The sequence below is a fragment of the Paraburkholderia elongata genome (assembly GCF_013177735.1).
GTDB lineage: Bacteria > Pseudomonadota > Gammaproteobacteria > Burkholderiales > Burkholderiaceae > Paraburkholderia > Paraburkholderia elongata.
In genome coordinates this window covers 1-16,081 of sequence record NZ_WOEZ01000274.1, presented here as the reverse complement: position 1 = coordinate 16,081, position 16,081 = coordinate 1, and the positions used below count along the sequence as shown (strand labels likewise).

Sequence of the window (16,081 nt, the reverse complement as noted above, 5' to 3'; positions counted from 1 at the left end):
GCGAGACTCCGCGCCATGCCGGATGAGTCGGGCAGGCATAACCCGACCCCATCCATAACATCCTTAATGAAACCTGGATGGAGACACGCGTGTTCCTTTACGGCTTTGGCCCGGTGTTGCTGGCCGGCACGATCCAGACGATCGAGCTGTCCGTCCTGTCGCTGGCAGCCTCCGTGCTGCTCGGCCTCGCGGGCGCGGCGGCGAAACTCTCGTTCAACCGCCCGCTCAGGGCAATCGCAACTGGCTATACGACGCTGATCCGCTCGGTACCCGACCTCGTCCTGATGCTGCTGCTGTTCTACAGCATCCAGATCGCGGTCAACAATCTCACCGACGCGCTCAATCTGCCGCAGTTCGATATCGATCCGTTCGTGGCCGGCGTGCTGACGCTCGGCTTCATCTACGGCGCGTACTTCACCGAAACCTTCCGCGGCGCGTTTCTCGCCGTGCCGCGCGGCCAGCTCGAAGCGGGCAGTGCGTACGGTATGAGCGGCGCGCGGGTGTTCAGGCGCATCCTGTTTCCGCAGATGATGCGCTTCGCGCTGCCGGGCATTGGCAACAACTGGCAGGTGCTGGTCAAGGCCACGGCGCTGGTGTCGATCATCGGTCTCGCCGATGTCGTCAAAGCCGCCCAGGACGCCGGCAAGAGCACCTTCAACATGTTCTTCTTCATTCTGGTCGCCGCGCTGATCTATCTGGCGATCACCACCGCGTCGAACCTCGTGCTGATCTGGCTGGAAAAGCGCTATTCGATCGGCGTGCGCCACGCGGAGCTCTAAGATCATGATCGACATTCTCAATCAATTCTGGCGCGCGTTCCTGTACTGGGACGGTCAGCGTATGTCCGGTCTGGCGGTCACGCTGTGGCTGCTGGTGGCGTCGATCGGAATCGGCTTTTTCATGGCGATTCCGCTCGCGGTGGCGCGTGTGTCGAAGAAGCGCTGGCTGTCGACGCCCGTGCGTCTTTACACCTACGTGTTTCGCGGCACGCCGTTGTACGTGCAACTGCTGCTGATCTACACCGGCATGTACAGCCTCGAATTCGTGCGCTCGCATGAGTTGCTCGACGCGTTTTTCCGCAGCGGTTTTCACTGCGCGATTCTCGCCTTCGCACTGAACACCTGCGCGTACACCACCGAGATCTTCGCCGGCGCGATCCGTTCGACTTCGCACGGCGAAGTGGAAGCGGCCCGTGCTTATGGCATGAGCTGGTTCACGATGTACCGCCGCATTGTGATACCGTCCGCGCTGCGCCGGGCGCTCCCGTTGTACAGTAACGAAGTGATCCTGATGCTGCACGCTACCACGGTCGCGTTCACGGCCACGGTGCCGGACATCCTGAAGGTGGCGCGCGATGCGAATTCCGCCACGTATCAGTCGTTCGATGCGTTCGGCCTCGCGGCGCTGATTTACCTCGTGGTGTCGTTCGCGCTGGTGGCCTTGTTCCGCCGAGCCGAGCGTCACTGGCTGGGTTACCTGGCGGTGCGCACGCACTGAGCAGGCCTGTTTCGATGCAGCGGCGCGGCTGGCCCGCGCCGTCACGTAGATTGATCCGTATTTTCAAAGGGAGAGCATCTTGCTCCACACGACTCAAACCGAAGCTTGCAAGCTCGCCGTTCAGGACATCCACAAGCGCTACGGCGACAACGAAGTGCTCAAGGGCGTATCGCTGAACGCGAACAAGGGTGACGTGATCAGCATCATCGGCGCGAGCGGATCGGGCAAGAGCACCTTCCTGCGCTGCATCAATTTTCTGGAGCGGCCGAACGCGGGGCAGATCGTCGTCGACGGCGAAATGGTCAAGACCAAAACCGACCGCGCCGGAAATCTGGAAGTGGCCGATCACAAGCAACTGCAACGCATCCGCACGAAACTTGCGATGGTGTTTCAGCACTTCAACTTGTGGGCGCACATGAACGTGATCGAGAACATCGTGGAAGCACCGATTCATGTGCTCGGCTTGTCGCGTCGCGAAGCCGAAGAACGGGCGCGCGAATATCTTGAGAAGGTGGGTCTCGCGCCGCGTCTGGAAAAACAGTATCCGTCGCATCTGTCAGGCGGTCAGCAGCAGCGCGTGGCAATCGCGCGTGCGCTGGCGATGGACCCTGACGTGATGCTGTTCGACGAGCCCACCTCCGCGCTCGATCCCGAACTGGTTGGCGAAGTGCTGAAGGTGATGCAGAAGCTCGCCGAAGAAGGCCGCACGATGATCGTCGTCACGCACGAAATGGGTTTCGCGCGCAACGTGTCGAACCATGTGATGTTCCTGCATCAGGGCCGCACCGAAGAAGAGGGCTTGCCCGCTGAAGTGCTGACCACGCCGCGCAGCGAACGGCTCAAGCAGTTCCTGTCCGGCAGCCTGAAGTAACGCGCGGCTCGCGCGTTTTGCGTTTAACTGATAAGTGATGGCTCGCACGTCCAACCCGGCTCGCACCACGCAGGTCGCAATCGTCGCCTTGCCGCCGGTGTCGATGTCGGGCGTCGGGCCGATTGTCGACGCGCTCAATCTCGCCAACGAAATCGACGGCCGGGCGCTGTACCGCGTGCAGGTGTGTTCGTGGGACGGCCGCGCGGTGCCCTTGTCGGGCGGCGCGCAATGGCCGGCCGACGCCGCCTTCGGCGATGCGATTTCCTGCGACTGGCTGATCATCGTCAGCGAACGGTTCCAGCAATTCGCCGACTATCGCCTCTTTCTCGCGAGTCTGTCGCGTGTCGGGCAGCGCACGCCGCTCGTCACCGGCATTCATCACGGCGTCTGGTGGCTCGCCATGGCGGGGCAATTGTCCGGCTATCGTGTGAGCGTCAACTGGGAAACCTATCAGCAGTTCTCCGAGCAGTTCGAGCGCTCGATCGTCACCCAACAGATCTTCGAAATCGACCGTGATCGCGCAACTTGCGCGGGCGGTCAGGCGACGGTCGACTTCATGCTCGCCATGATCGGCCGCGATCACGGGCCGGAGTTGGCGGACCGGATTGCCGATACGCTAGGCGTCGGCGTGTTGCGCGCGGGTGAGGAACGGCAGCGCATTCCGTTCGTGACCGCGCCGGGCGAGCGCCATCCGCGCCTGAACGATGCGCTGATGCTGATGGAAGCGAACATCGAAGACCCGCTGACCACCGATGAAATTGCCAGTCTCGTCGGCGTATCGCGGCGTCAGCTGGAGCGGCTGTTTCGCCAGTATCTCGGCTCGATGCCGTCCAAATACTATCTTGGCCTGCGGCTTTCGAAAGCGCGCACGCAATTGCAGCGCACCAGCAAATCGGTGGTGCAGATCAGCCTTGCTTGCGGGTTTTCGTCGGCGGCACACTTTTCGAATGCTTACCGCGAACGCTTTGGTGTCACGCCACGCGAGGATCGTCGTAACTGGATCGACAAGCAGACTGGCGCAACCGGCGCCGCGGCCAGCGAGCCGCGCCCGGCCGCGTTGATCGAACGGCCCGACCAGACGGAATAAGTACGCCGGGAAACACGGCGAGAAGCAGGCCGGGAAGCGCGCTGTTTGCGACCCGCACGCGGCCTGGCCGCCTGGAAGCTCATAGAAAGCGTCGCGTATGCGCAAGACGTATCGCGTGCGGTTTCCTACACTACGTGTATTACCTCTCACCTGTAACGAGGATTTGCCATGAACGACCTGACTGTGACACGCCAGACCTTCGACGAAGTGATGGTGCCGGTGTTTTCGCCCGCCGCCTTCGTGCCGGATCGTGGTCTCGGCTCGCGCGTCTGGGATACGGAAGGCCGCGACTACATCGACTTCGCCGGCGGCATCGCTGTCACTGCGCTCGGTCATGGGCATCCTGAACTGCTGAAAGTTCTGCACGAGCAGGGCGGCAAGCTGTGGCACATCGGTAACGGCTACACCAACGAGCCGGTGCTGCGTCTCGCCAAACGTCTCGAAGACCTGACCTTCGCCGACCGCGCGTTCTTCGCCAACTCGGGCGCGGAAGCGAACGAAGCGGCATTGAAGCTGGCACGCCGCGTCGCTTTCGAGCGACATGGCGCCGACAAAGTCGAAATCATCTCGTTCACGCAGTCGTTCCATGGCCGCACGTTCTTTACCGTGAGCGTCGGCGGCCAACCGAAGTATTCGGAAGGTTTCGGCCCGGTGCCGGCCGGCATCACCCACTTGCCGTACAACGATATCGAAGCGGCGAAGAAGGCGATCGGCGCGCAAACCTGCGCGGTGATCGTCGAGCCGATCCAGGGCGAGGGCGGCGTGATCCCGGCCGATCCGGCGTTCCTGAGGGCGTTGCGCGAAGCCTGCGATCAGCACGGCGCACTGCTGATTTTTGACGAGGTACAAACGGGTGTGGGCCGCAGCGGTTACTTCTACGCGTATCAGGAAACCGGCGTGACGCCGGACATCCTGACCACCGCGAAGGCGCTCGGCAACGGTTTCCCGATCGGCGCGATGCTGACCACCAACGAACTGGCTGCGCACTTCAAGGTCGGCGTGCATGGCACGACCTACGGCGGCAATCCGCTGGGCTCGGCGATCGCGGAGAAGGTGGTCGAGCTGGTCAGCGATCCGAGGCTGCTGGAAGGCGTGCACTCGCGCAGCGAGGCGCTGAAGGGGCAACTTGCAAAGCTCAACGAGCGCTTCGGCCTCTTCAAGGAAGTGCGCGGCAAGGGTCTTTTGATCGGCGCGGAACTGACCGACGCGTTCAAGGGCCGTGCGAAGGACTTCGTCACCGCGGCCGGCAAGCACGGCGTGATCATGCTGATGGCAGGTCCGGACGTGCTGCGCTTCGTACCGTCGCTGATCATTCCGCTCGACGACATGTATGAAGGCTTTGCGCGTCTGGCGAAGGCGATCGACGAAGTGGTCGGCGCTACCGCTGAAGCGCCGGCTCGTTAATCAGGCATCACATTCAATCAGGAACGACGATGCTCTTCGTACGCCCCGGCCGCCTCGCCGATCTCGATGCGCTCGAACACATGGCGCGCACCGCGCAACCGGTGCTGCATTCGCTGCCGCACGACCGCGGTGCGCTAGAAGCGCGCGTCGCGCTGTCGGAAGACTCATTTCGCGCGGACGTCGATTTCCCGGGCGAGGAGTTCTATCTGTTCGTGCTCGAGGACGCGGAGAGCGGCAAGCTGATGGGCACGGCGAGCATCGTCGCCGCAGCCGGTTATTCGGACCCGTTCTACGCGTTTCGCAACGACGCGCTGATTCATGCGTCGCGTGAGTTGCACGTGAATCGCAAGATTCACGCGCTGACCATGTCGCATGAATTGACGGGCAAGAGCCGGCTGGCGGGCTTTTACATCGACCCGTCGCTGCGTGGCGATGCGGCCGCGCATCTGATGTCGCGGGCGCGGATGATGTATATCGCCGCTAATCGCAAGCGCTTCACGCCGGAAGTGTTCTCGCTGTTGCTCGGCGTGACCGACGACTCAGGCGTGTCGCCGTTCTGGGAAGCAGTGGGGCGCAAGTTCTTCGGCCGCAATTTCGCCGACATCGAAATCGAATCGGGCGGCCGCAGCCGTACCTTTATCGCTGAAGTGATGCCGACCTATCCGATCTATGTGCCGTTGCTGCCGGAAGCGGCGCAGCGCGTGCTCGGCGAGCCGGATTCGAAAGCGCTGCTCGCGTATGAGATTCACCTCGAAGAAGGCTTCGAGACGGATCGCTTCATCGATATTTTCGACGCGGGTCCGGTGTTGACCGCGCAGGTCGATCGCAGCGCCTGCGTAACGCGCAATGAAACACGTGTGGTGCGCGAAGCCGGCACGGCGGCCGGCGGCTCGACGTATCTGATCGCGCATAACGGTGCGGACGGTGAGTTCCGCTGCGTGCTCGGATCATTGTCGGGCGGTAAAGCAAGCGGGGCGTCGTTGTCGAATGCGGCGCGTGCCGCACTCGGCGTGCAGGAGGGCGACGCGGTACGCTGCGTGCCGCTGCACCAGCCGCATCAGGAAGAATCTTTGGGAGACGCACAATGATCGTCGTTCGCGTTGTGCAACGAGGCGATGTGGACGCGCTCATGCGACTCGCGCAGGAGACCGGCCCCGGCCTCACCACTTTCAAACCGGATCGCGATGCACTCGCGGCGCGCGTTGAACGTTCGCGCCGCACGATGGAAGACAAGGCCGAGCCGCACGAAGCCGGTTACTTCTTCGTGATGGAAGACACCGATACCGGCGACGTGGCCGGCGTATGCGGGATCGAAACCTCGGTCGGTCTGCAGCAACCGTTCTACAACTATCGCGTGAGCACGGTCGTGCACGCGAGCCAGGACCTCGGCATCTGGACGCGCATGCGCGCGCTGAACATTTCGCATGACCTCACGGGTTACGCCGAAGTGTGTTCGCTGTTCCTGAGCCCGCGTTACCGCACGAGCGGCGTCGGCGGTTTGCTGTCGCGTTCGCGCTTCATGTTTCTTGCGCAGTTCCGCGAGCGCTTTCCGCAGCGCTTGTGCGCGGAATTGCGCGGTCATTTCGATGCGGAAGGCACCTCGCCGTTCTGGCGTGCGGTCGGCTCGCATTTCTACCAGATCGATTTCAACGCGGCTGACTATCTGAGCTCGCACGGCCGCAAGGCGTTTCTCGCCGAGCTGATGCCGCGTTATCCGGTGTATGTCGAACTGCTGCCGGAAGAAGCACAAGAATGCGTCGGCCTCACGCATAGCGACACGATTCCGGCGCGCCGCATGCTCGAATCCGAGGGACTGCGCTACGAGAATCACGTCGATATCTTCGATGCAGGTCCGGTGCTCGAATGCCATATCGCCGACTTGCGCACCGTGCGCGAAAGCGTGGTGGTGCCGGTCGAGATTGCCAATGTGCCGGCGGGCGCGCCGCAGGATGCACCGCGTTCGCTGGTATCGAATACGTCGCTGGGCGATTTTCGCGTGGGCGCGGCTGCGGGCGTGCCGCAAGACGGCGTGTTCCGCATGAACGCCGCCGAGGCGGCTGCACTCGACGTCAAGGCAGGTGACCCGGTGCGGGTGCTGCCGCTGAAACACAAATAAGGATGATCATGAGCGAGCTTTTCATCGACGGCGAATGGGCCGCCGGCACAGGACCCGCATTCGCGTCGCACAACCCGGGTACGGGCGCGACGGTTTGGGAAGGCAACAGCGCCTCGGCGGACGACGTCGATCGTGCGGTGCGTAGCGCACGCCGTGCGTTCGCGGCATGGTCGGCGTTGAGCCTCGACGAGCGTTGCGGCGTAGTGCGCCGCTTCGCCGCGCTCGTGACGGAGCGCAAGGAAGCGCTTGCCGAAGCGATCGGCCGGGAGACCGGCAAACCGCTGTGGGAAGCGCGCACTGAAGCGGCTTCGATGGCGGCGAAGGTCGAGATTTCGATTCAGGCCTATAACGAGCGCACCGGTGAAAAGCGTTCACCGATGGCAGACGGCACTGCTGTTCTGCGGCATCGTCCGCATGGCGTGGTCGCGGTGTTCGGGCCGTATAACTTCCCCGGCCACTTGCCGAACGGGCATATCGTGCCGGCGCTGATCGCGGGTAACGCGGTGGTGTTCAAGCCGTCCGAACTCGCGCCTGGCGTGGCGGCGGTCACGGTGCAGATCTGGCGCGATGCGGGCTTGCCCGCCGGCGTGCTGAACCTTGTGCAAGGCGAGAAAGAGACGGGCATTGCGCTCGCCAACCATCGGCAGATCGACGGCTTGTTCTTCACGGGCAGTTCGGATACCGGAACATTGCTGCACAAGCAATTCGGCGGCCGTCCGGAGATCGTCCTCGCGCTGGAGATGGGCGGCAACAATCCGCTCGTGATCGGGCCGGTGGCGGATATCGACGCCGCTGTGCATCACACGATTCAGTCGGCGTTTCTGTCGGCAGGGCAGCGTTGCACATGCGCGCGCCGTATTTTCGTACCGAACGACGCGTTCGGTGATCGCTTTGTCGAACGCTTGACCGAAGTGACTTCGCGCATCAGCGTTGGCGAATACAACGCCGATCCGCAGCCGTTCATGGGCGCGGTGATTTCCGCGCGCGCCGCTTCGCGTCTGGTCGCGGCACAGGAGCGTTTGCTGGCCGACGGCGCAAAAGCACTGCTGAAGATGGAGCAGCGCGATCCGGCACTCGGCTTCGTCACGCCCGCGATTCTCGACGTGACTGCCGTGAAGGACCTGCCGGACGAAGAGCATTTCGGACCGCTGGCGCAGATCATTCGCTACGGCACGTTCGACGAAGCGCTCGACAAAGCCAACGATACTGAGTTCGGCCTCTCCGCGGGCCTGCTCGCCGACGACGAAGCACTGTGGACGCATTTCCAGCGCACCATTCGCGCGGGCATTGTCAACTGGAACCGTCCGACTAATGGTGCATCGTCGGGCGCGCCGTTCGGTGGCCCGGGGCGTTCGGGCAATCACCGGCCGAGCGCGTTCTACGCTGCCGACTACTGCGCGTATCCGATGGCGTCCGTCGAAAGCGCGCAACTGCAAATGCCCGCGAGCGTCTCGCCGGGCCTTCAATTCTAAGGATCGACGATGCAAGCCACTGAAGCCAATTTCGACGGTCTCGTCGGCCCGACCCACAATTACGCAGGGCTCTCGTTCGGCAACGTCGCGTCGCAGAACAACGAGAAGTCGGTTGCCAACCCCAAAGCGGCCGCGAAGCAAGGCCTGCGCAAGATGAAGCAGTTGGCCGATCTCGGCTTTCATCAGGGCGTGTTGCCGCCGCAGGAGCGTCCTTCGATGCGTCTCTTGCGCGAGCTCGGTTTTTCGGGCGACGACGCGACGGTGATCGCGCGCGTCGCCAAAGACGCGCCCGAGTTGTTGGCCGCGGCGAGTTCGGCTTCGGCGATGTGGACCGCGAATGCGGCGACGGTGAGTCCGTCGGCCGACACGCACGACGGCCGCGTGCATTTCACGCCGGCCAATCTGTGCAGCAAGCTGCATCGCGCGATCGAGCATGAATCGACGCGCCGCACCTTGCGCGCTATTTTCAGCGACGCCGATCGTTTCGCGGTGCATGAGGCACTGCCCGGCACACCGGCACTCGGCGACGAAGGCGCGGCGAACCACACGCGGTTTTGCTCGGAATACGGCACCCGTGGCGTCGAATTCTTCGTGTACGGCCGCAGCGAATATCGCCGCGGACCGGAGCCGAAGCGTTTTCCGGCACGTCAGACCTTCGAGGCGAGCCGAGCGGTTGCGCATCGTCACGGCCTGAAAGAAGCGGCCACGGTGTACGCACAGCAGAACCCCGACGTGATCGACGCGGGCGTGTTCCATAACGACGTGATCGCGGTCGGCAATCGCAATACGCTGTTCTGCCATCAGCTCGCGTTCGTCGAACAGAACGCGATGTACGACGAACTGCGCACGAAACTCTCTGGCCTGAAGGCCGAGTTCAACGTGATCGAAGTACCCGACGCGCAAGTGAGCGTGTCCGACGCGGTCACGTCGTATCTGTTCAACAGCCAGTTGCTGACGCGCCCGGACGGCAAGCAGGTGCTGGTGGTGCCGCAGGAATGCCGCGAGAACGCGCGCGTGGGCGCCTATCTGGACGAACTGACCTCGCACACCGGTCCGATCGACGACGTGCTCGTGTTCGATCTGCGTGAAAGCATGAAGAACGGCGGCGGTCCGGCATGTCTGCGTCTGCGCGTGGTGTTGAACGATGCGGAGCGCGCGGCGGTGACGCCTGGCGTGTGGATCAACGACACGCTGTTCGGCCGCCTCGATAAGTGGATCGAAAAGCACTATCGCGATCGTCTCGCGCCGACCGATCTGACCGATCCGCAACTGCTCGCCGAGTCGCGCACCGCGCTCGATGAACTGACGCAGATTCTCGGTCTGGGCTCGCTGTATGACTTCCAGCGCTGAGCACGGCATGCCGGTTCCGATGCTCGACGATTTCCTTGCCTACACGTTGGCGGGGACGCGGCCTGGTGCTGAAGAGAAGCAGGGTACGTGTGCCGGAGGGGTGCGTTGGTCGTGGCTCGACGACGGCGTTCTGCAACTCGAGCCCACGGCGCCAGAGAAGGCCGCTCGCAGCGTGCTCGCTTCAGCCGGCGTGCACGGCGACGAGACCGCGCCGATCGAACTGCTTTCGCATCTCGTGCGCGATATCGCGCAAGGCAGCGCCGCGCTAACCTGTCGTCTGTTGGTGATTCTCGGCAACGTCGACGCAATGCGCGACGCGTGCCGGTATCGCGATGACGATCTGAACCGCCTCTTCAGCGGACGTCACGCGCAGGTGCCGAACAGTCACGAAGCGCCGCGTGCCGCTGCGTTGGAACGCGCGGCAACGCAGTTCTTCGCCGCTGCATCGGCTGAACGCGGCGCGCGGTGGCATATCGACATGCACACGGCGATCCGCGCCTCCGCGTTCGAGCAGTTTGCGCTGCTGCCGCATACCGGCATGCCGTTTTCGCACGCGATGTTCGAGTGGCTAGGCGAGGCGCGCATCAGCGCAGTACTGCTTCATACGACCAAGGGGAATACGTATTCGCACTTCACCGCGCAAGCATGTGGCGCCGAGGCGTGTACGCTGGAACTCGGCAAGGTGCGTCCGTTCGGCGAGAACGACCTGACCCGCTTTGCGGGCGCGGACGAAGCGTTGCGTCATCTACTGGCCGGTACCCACGGTACAAAGGGTGATGCAAAGGCAGCGTTGCCGCGTGCCTTTACTGTGATCGATCAGATCACCAAGCACAGCGACGCATTCGAGTTGCGGGTTGCAGCGGATGTGCCGAACTTCACGCCGTTCGTGAAGGGCACGGTACTCGCCTGTGACGGCGATTATCGCTATGTCGTGCGTCACGACGAAGAGCGCATCGTGTTTCCCAACGCGACGGTCAAACCGGGCTTGCGCGCCGGCTTGATGGTGGTCGAGACGACCCAGGACACGCTGTCCAGTCTTGTGTAGCCGCGCCGTAGGTGAAACGTTGGGCACCTAGGCGCGCAACGTTTCATACCATGCCGCTTCGTGTTGCTTTAAGCCGCGTTCGCCCTCACCAAACCCTCCGCCACCATCGCCTCACGCACCTTCGGCCGTGCCGCGACGCGCTCCAGATACGCGCTCAGATGCGGATATCGGCTCAAATCTACCGACAGCATCCGCGCCCAACTCAACACCGTGAACGCATACGCATCGGCGACCGAGTACTGTCCGGTCAGATAATCGCGTTCCGTGAGCACGCGATCGAGTTCACTGAACCGAACGGCGAGTTTCGCGCGGCATTCGGCCTTGGTCGATTCGGCTGTCTCCTGATGCCACAGCCATGGGCTGAAGGTCTTGTGCAACTCCGTGCTGATATAGGTGAGCCATTCGACCGCTGCGAGCCGTTGCGGCGTTCCGGCGGGCGGCAGCAGGGCGCGCTCCGGCGCAAGATCGGCGATGTATTGCAGCAGCGCTGCGCCTTCGGTGTGGCGTGAGCCGTCGGCGAATTCGACGAGGGGCACATAGCCGCGCGGCGAGATTGCGTAGTAATCGTCGCCGTTGGCGAGCTTGTGCGTTTGCAGGTTGACCGCGACCGCTTCGAAGTCGAACTCCGCTTCGCGCAATGCAATGTGAACGGCCAGCGAGCAGGCGCCCGGCGAGTAATAGAGTTTCATGGTGTCACCGCTATAAACGAGAGTGAAGTCCCGGCAGGCGCCGGTGGCGAGGCTCGTCGGCCGACAAGTCGATGTGGTAAAAGTAGCCCGGATCGCATTCAGAATAAACAGGCGGCTTGCCAAACCATGCGTGCAAAAACGCAATACGAACTGACTTCGGCGGATACCCAGACCATCCTCGCGCTGGTGCGCGCCGGCACGCTGGCGGAAGCGGCGCAGCGTCTGGGCATCGACGCGTCGACGATTTTTCGCTCCGTGCAACGGATTGAACGCGGGCTCGGGCAGCGTCTGTTCGAGCGTTCGCGTAGCGGTTATCGCGCGACCCCGCTCGGTGCGCAACTGGCGCGCCACGCCGAGCGCATCGAAAGCGAGTTGGCGGCGGCGCGCTCCACCGTACAGGCGAGCAGTGACCGCGTCAGCGGCGCTGTTCACGTGACGACCACCGATACCGTGCTCTACGGCCTCCTGCTGCCCGCGCTGCATGATTTTGCGGCACTGCATCCGGCGTTGTCGTTCGAATTGACCGCCACCAACAGCCTCGCGAGCCTGACCAAACGCGACGCCGATATCGCGGTGCGCGCCACGCGCCGTGCACCGGATCATCTGGTCGGCAAACATGTGGGCCCGCTGCGCATCGCGGTGTTTGCCGCGAAGGGGAGCGGTATCCAGGCGAGCGATGCCGATGCGCTGTCGCGCTGCGATTGGGCGGCGCCGGACAGTTCGCTCGGCGATCATCCTTCGGTTCTGTGGCGCAAGCGTCATTGCCCGACGGTCGAGCCGCGGTACAAGACCAATAGCGTGATGGCGGTCTTCGAGTTGGTGGCGCGCGGTTTCGGCGTCGGCATCTTGCCGACTTTCCTCGCGCGCGGCCGCGACGATCTCGTGCAATTGACGCCGCCACTCGACGAAGCCGAATCGCAGGTCTGGGTGCTCGCGCATCCGGAATCGCGTCATTTGCCGCATGTCGCGCATCTGTCGCAGCGCCTCGGCAGCGATTTCGCGGCCGGCGACGGCGCGGTCTAATTTGCATCGGACCGCGCGCCGGCTTGCCTGAACGCGACACAAAGTTACACCTTTAAGCGCGCGTTACCCCGCTTACCAAACGAGCCGGGCAAAGGGGCGCCCACAGGCGCGCTTTGTGAAGCCTGTACAATCCCGCCCTCGCGGCTGTTGCACTGCACCACGCCGGCCGCACGAGTTTGAATCGCATTTTTGGCGCGGCAATCATGCTTGCCCGGATTCGGCTCCGTCTTATTCAATAGCGTAGAGGAACACCAGTAATGAAGATGAATTGGCGAAACATGGCCGCGCTCGCGCTGTTCGCGACGGCAACGGTAACGGCAGGCGCCGCATCGGCGGCCGCCGCATCAGCGGCGGATATCAAGGAAGTGCGCTTCGGCGTCGAGGCGTCGTATGCGCCGTTCGAATCGAAGTCGCCGTCGGGCGAGCTGCAAGGTTTCGATATCGACGTCGGCAATGCCGTGTGTGCGAAGCTGAAGGCGAAATGCGTGTGGGTCGAGAATTCGTTCGACGGCCTGATTCCGGCGTTGGAAGCGCGCAAGTTCAACACGATCAACTCGGATATGACGATCACGGAACAGCGCCGCCAAGCTATCGATTTCACCGATCCGATCTACACGATCCCGAATCAGATGATCGCGAAGAAGGGCAGCGGTCTGCTGCCTACGCCAGCCTCGCTCAAGGGTAAGCATGTTGGCGTGCTGCAAGGCACGATTCAGGAAACGTATGCGAAGGCGCGCTGGGCGCCGGCGGGTGTGGACGTCGTGCCGTATCAGACGCAGGACCAGATCTATGCCGACCTGTCATCGGGTCGTCTAGACGCCGCGTTTCAGGACGCGGAAGCGGCTTCGAAGGGCTTCCTGAAGAAGCCGCAAGGCGCGGGCTTCGACTTCGCCGGCCCGGCCGTCACCGACGAGAAGCTGCTCGGCGCGGGCGTGGGCTTTGGCATCCGCAAGGGCGACAAGGCGCTGAAGGATGCGTTGAACCAGGCGCTCAAGGAACTGAAGGCCGACGGCACGATCGACCGCTTCGCAGCCAAGTACTTCGACGTGAAGGTTGTGTTGAAGTAAGGCGTTGTGTGTCTTGTCTGATTGGTTTCGCTTGATGCAAACGGCCGCTGATGCGGCCGTTTGCATTTTGGGCGGCGTTTGAAGCGTCGTCTGCCTGACGCGTGTCTAGCGCATTGCTTCGTGCGCGTCGTGCACATCGAGCACGCTGCACCGCGACGGTCGATCAGCGAACGTTGGCCTCGGGCTGATCGAGATAGTCGAACACGACCTCACCGAGTCCGAGCGTCAGATCGGCCATCAGATGCCGTGCCTCGACGATTTCGAGAACCGGCAATTCCGCGACCGGCGCCAGCGCATGGTGTGCCAGTTCGAGCGAGGCGGGACCCGTCCATGCACCTTTGAGGGTGATGTCCTGCAGGTAGTAGCGCACCAGCTCGCAAATGCGCGGCGTGCCGTCGACGTGAGGAATCACCTTCAGCAGGAAGTTCGGCGTTTCGAGGCGTTTCTGCTGCTGCGCGAGATCCAGTTGCCGATGCTTGTAGCCCATCGTGCCGGTGGCGATGCGCACGGGGCCGTAATCGAGCGTGCCGACCAGTGTATCGGTGTGGACTTCGAGCACGGGCTTGGCGAGCTTCTTCGGAAAGCCCCACAATTCGCGGCCGCCGGCGATCGGCGGATGGTCGTCGAGATACATGGCCAGCGTGTAGCCACCTGCGACACCGTTGTACGACACCGGGATCACCTGACCGCTTTCTGTGTAGTCGCCGAAACCGGTCGAATCCGGCATGCGAATGAATTCGTAATGCACCAGCGGCTCGCCGATTTGGAGCGGCTCGGGCACCACGGCGCGCAGTTTGTCCGGATCGGTGCGGTAAGTGATGATCAGAAATTCCCGGTCGATGAAACGATACGGACCCATCGGAAACGCCGGGTTCGTGATCGGCATCGCGAAGGCATTTGACAGCACGCTTTTGACGTCCATGATTTTCCTTAGTGGTTAAAGGCGGGATTGCGACAGGGTGGTGCGGGTGGTGCAATGCTCTTGCACTGCACAAGAGTATCGTCGATTCTTTCCCGGCCTTCAGCGAGACCGGCATCCAATTATTTCGAGATATTGCGGCGTTGACATGTCCGCGCGGTGCGGCCTGCGCTAAAATCGCCGGGCGCACCGCGCGCGCAAAGGGCCTCAGGCCTTGGATGCGCGCGATGGGTGCAGCGAAAACCAAAATACAGCAGGAAGCGCCTGGGCGGCGCTTAGCGGGGGAGTGCAATGACCACCATCGCAATCGAGAGTCGGAGCCAGGCGAGTGCTTCGGACGATGCGCTACTGAATGCCAGCTTCGCGCGTCAGCCGATTCTGAATCGTGACGGCATGCTGTGCGGCTATGAAATCAAAGTGCGCGCGCCGGAGTTGCCTGCAGCCGTCGAACCTGACGCGGGCGCAGCGCCTGCCGCTGATTTGGCTGCCGATGCCTTGCCGGGCCGCGCGCCCGAGCCGGCGCAGCTCGTGGCGCGCGCCCTGATTCGCGGCTTGATGCAGAGCAATGTGCGCGGTGCGCTCACCGGGCATCCCGCTTACGTCGATGTAAGCCGCGAGATGCTGTTCGACGATTCGATCCTGCATCTGCCCACAGACCACTTCATGCTCGAATTGTCGCCGTCGATCGAGATCGACGATGCGCTGATTGCACGTATCGTTCAATTGCACGGCCGGCGCTATCGCTTCGTACTCGACGAAGTGACGCAGCCCGATGAAACGTTTGCGAAGCTGCTGCCCTACGCGGAAGTCGTCAAGATCGATTTCACGCGAACGCCGAAAGCCCTGTTGCCCAAATTGACGAGCGTGCTCAAGTCGGCGGGCAAGCTGTTGATCGCGCTGGGTCTCGATGCGCAGACCGATTTCGAAGCGGCGCATGGTCTTGGCTTCGACCGTTTCCAGGGCTACTTCTTCGCGCGTGCGCAGACCTCGACGACGCGGCGAGTCAGTGCGCCGCGGCACGCATTGCTGAATCTGCTGCAATTGTTGTCAGGCGACCCGACCGTCGCGCAACTCGAAGCCGAACTCAAGCTGAATCCGGTGCTGGTCATGCATCTGATGAAGCTCGCGAATTCGAGCGGCCTCGCAGTCGGCCACAAGGTCACGACGCTGCGCGAAGCGATCAACGCGACCGGCACGAATCGGATCGCGCGCTGGACGCAATTGCTGTTGTATGCGGACGGCCGCAAGGTCGCGCTTGAGGACGATCCTCTGCTGCAACTGGCTGCGACCCGGGCGCGCTTCATGGAACTGGCGATCGAACGCTTGCCTGAAGCCGGGCGCGACGAAGCCGATGCGGCGTTTCTGACCGGCGTGTTTTCGTTTGTCGATGCGGTGTTCGGCGGTTCGCTTGAAAGCACGCTGAATGTGCTGACGCTGTCGCGGCCGATTCAGGCGGGCATCTTGCATCGACAAGGCGTGCTGGGGTTGCTGCTGACGGCGGTCGAAGCGCTTGAGCGCGGAGCGTGGGATGAGCTCGATGC

Annotated in this window: 15 protein-coding genes; 13 read left to right on the top strand and 2 right to left on the bottom strand. The window is 62.9% G+C overall.

The window, feature by feature from the left end:
• Nucleotides 1-89: 89 nt before the first annotated feature.
• The 10 genes from GNZ13_RS45045 (at nt 90) to astE (ending at nt 10,842) form a co-directional block, all read left to right on the top strand.
• A complete protein-coding gene (locus GNZ13_RS45045; protein WP_168435988.1) occupies nt 90-779 on the top strand; it encodes an ABC transporter permease in 690 nt (229 codons plus the stop codon).
• 4 nt (nt 780-783) lie between these two features.
• Nucleotides 784-1,497, top strand: a complete 714-nt coding sequence (locus GNZ13_RS45040) for an ABC transporter permease (RefSeq protein ID WP_153136318.1) — start codon at nt 784-786, stop codon at nt 1,495-1,497.
• Nucleotides 1,498-1,576: 79 nt separating this feature from the next.
• Nucleotides 1,577-2,368, top strand: coding sequence for an ABC transporter ATP-binding protein (locus GNZ13_RS45035; protein ID WP_172177214.1), 792 nt, complete (start codon nt 1,577-1,579; stop codon nt 2,366-2,368).
• Between the two features lie 37 nt (nt 2,369-2,405).
• Nucleotides 2,406-3,455: a GlxA family transcriptional regulator gene (locus GNZ13_RS45030; RefSeq protein ID WP_172177212.1), complete on the top strand. Its 1,050-nt coding sequence runs from the start codon at nt 2,406-2,408 to the stop codon at nt 3,453-3,455.
• Nucleotides 3,456-3,623: 168 nt separating this feature from the next.
• Nucleotides 3,624-4,859 carry an aspartate aminotransferase family protein gene (locus tag GNZ13_RS45025; RefSeq protein WP_172177210.1) on the top strand — a complete coding sequence of 412 codons (1,236 nt, stop codon included), beginning with the start codon at nt 3,624-3,626 and terminating at the stop codon, nt 4,857-4,859.
• 29 nt (nt 4,860-4,888) lie between these two features.
• Nucleotides 4,889-5,947 carry an arginine/ornithine succinyltransferase subunit alpha gene (aruF, locus tag GNZ13_RS45020; RefSeq protein WP_172177208.1) on the top strand — a complete coding sequence of 353 codons (1,059 nt, stop codon included), beginning with the start codon at nt 4,889-4,891 and terminating at the stop codon, nt 5,945-5,947.
• Nucleotides 5,944-6,975 carry an arginine N-succinyltransferase gene (gene astA, locus GNZ13_RS45015; protein ID WP_172177206.1) on the top strand — a complete coding sequence of 344 codons (1,032 nt, stop codon included), beginning with the start codon at nt 5,944-5,946 and terminating at the stop codon, nt 6,973-6,975. The genes aruF and astA overlap by 4 nt, the downstream gene beginning before the upstream one ends.
• An 8-nt stretch (nt 6,976-6,983) precedes the next feature.
• Entirely contained in the window at nt 6,984-8,447 is a 1,464-nt protein-coding gene (astD, locus tag GNZ13_RS45010; RefSeq protein ID WP_172177204.1) for a succinylglutamate-semialdehyde dehydrogenase, read from the top strand.
• Between the two features lie 9 nt (nt 8,448-8,456).
• Nucleotides 8,457-9,797: an N-succinylarginine dihydrolase gene (astB, locus tag GNZ13_RS45005; protein WP_172177202.1), complete on the top strand. Its 1,341-nt coding sequence runs from the start codon at nt 8,457-8,459 to the stop codon at nt 9,795-9,797.
• Nucleotides 9,781-10,842, top strand: coding sequence for a succinylglutamate desuccinylase (astE, locus tag GNZ13_RS45000; RefSeq protein WP_236002475.1), 1,062 nt, complete (start codon nt 9,781-9,783; stop codon nt 10,840-10,842). The genes astB and astE overlap by 17 nt, the downstream gene beginning before the upstream one ends.
• Nucleotides 10,843-10,910: 68 nt before the next feature.
• On the opposite strand, the gene gstA is transcribed toward astE, so the two are convergent.
• Nucleotides 10,911-11,531: a glutathione transferase GstA gene (gene gstA / locus GNZ13_RS44995; RefSeq protein WP_172177200.1), complete on the bottom strand. Its 621-nt coding sequence runs from the start codon at nt 11,529-11,531 to the stop codon at nt 10,911-10,913.
• 126 nt (nt 11,532-11,657) lie between these two features.
• On the opposite strand from gstA, the gene GNZ13_RS44990 reads away from it, so the two are divergent.
• Both GNZ13_RS44990 and GNZ13_RS44985 read left to right on the top strand, forming a co-directional pair.
• Nucleotides 11,658-12,554 carry a LysR family transcriptional regulator gene (locus GNZ13_RS44990; RefSeq protein WP_172177198.1) on the top strand — a complete coding sequence of 299 codons (897 nt, stop codon included), beginning with the start codon at nt 11,658-11,660 and terminating at the stop codon, nt 12,552-12,554.
• Between the two features lie 257 nt (nt 12,555-12,811).
• Nucleotides 12,812-13,621, top strand: coding sequence for an ABC transporter substrate-binding protein (locus tag GNZ13_RS44985; protein ID WP_172177196.1), 810 nt, complete (start codon nt 12,812-12,814; stop codon nt 13,619-13,621).
• A 163-nt stretch (nt 13,622-13,784) separates the two neighbouring features.
• On the opposite strand, the gene GNZ13_RS44980 is transcribed toward GNZ13_RS44985, so the two are convergent.
• Complete coding sequence (locus tag GNZ13_RS44980) at nt 13,785-14,543, bottom strand: acetoacetate decarboxylase (RefSeq protein ID WP_172177194.1); 759 nt, start codon at nt 14,541-14,543, stop codon at nt 13,785-13,787.
• A gap of 288 nt (nt 14,544-14,831) precedes the next feature.
• Between GNZ13_RS44980 and GNZ13_RS44975 the strand changes: the two genes are divergently transcribed.
• Nucleotides 14,832-16,081: EAL and HDOD domain-containing protein (locus GNZ13_RS44975; protein ID WP_172177192.1), on the top strand; the 1,250-nt coding region annotated here is incomplete at its 3' end.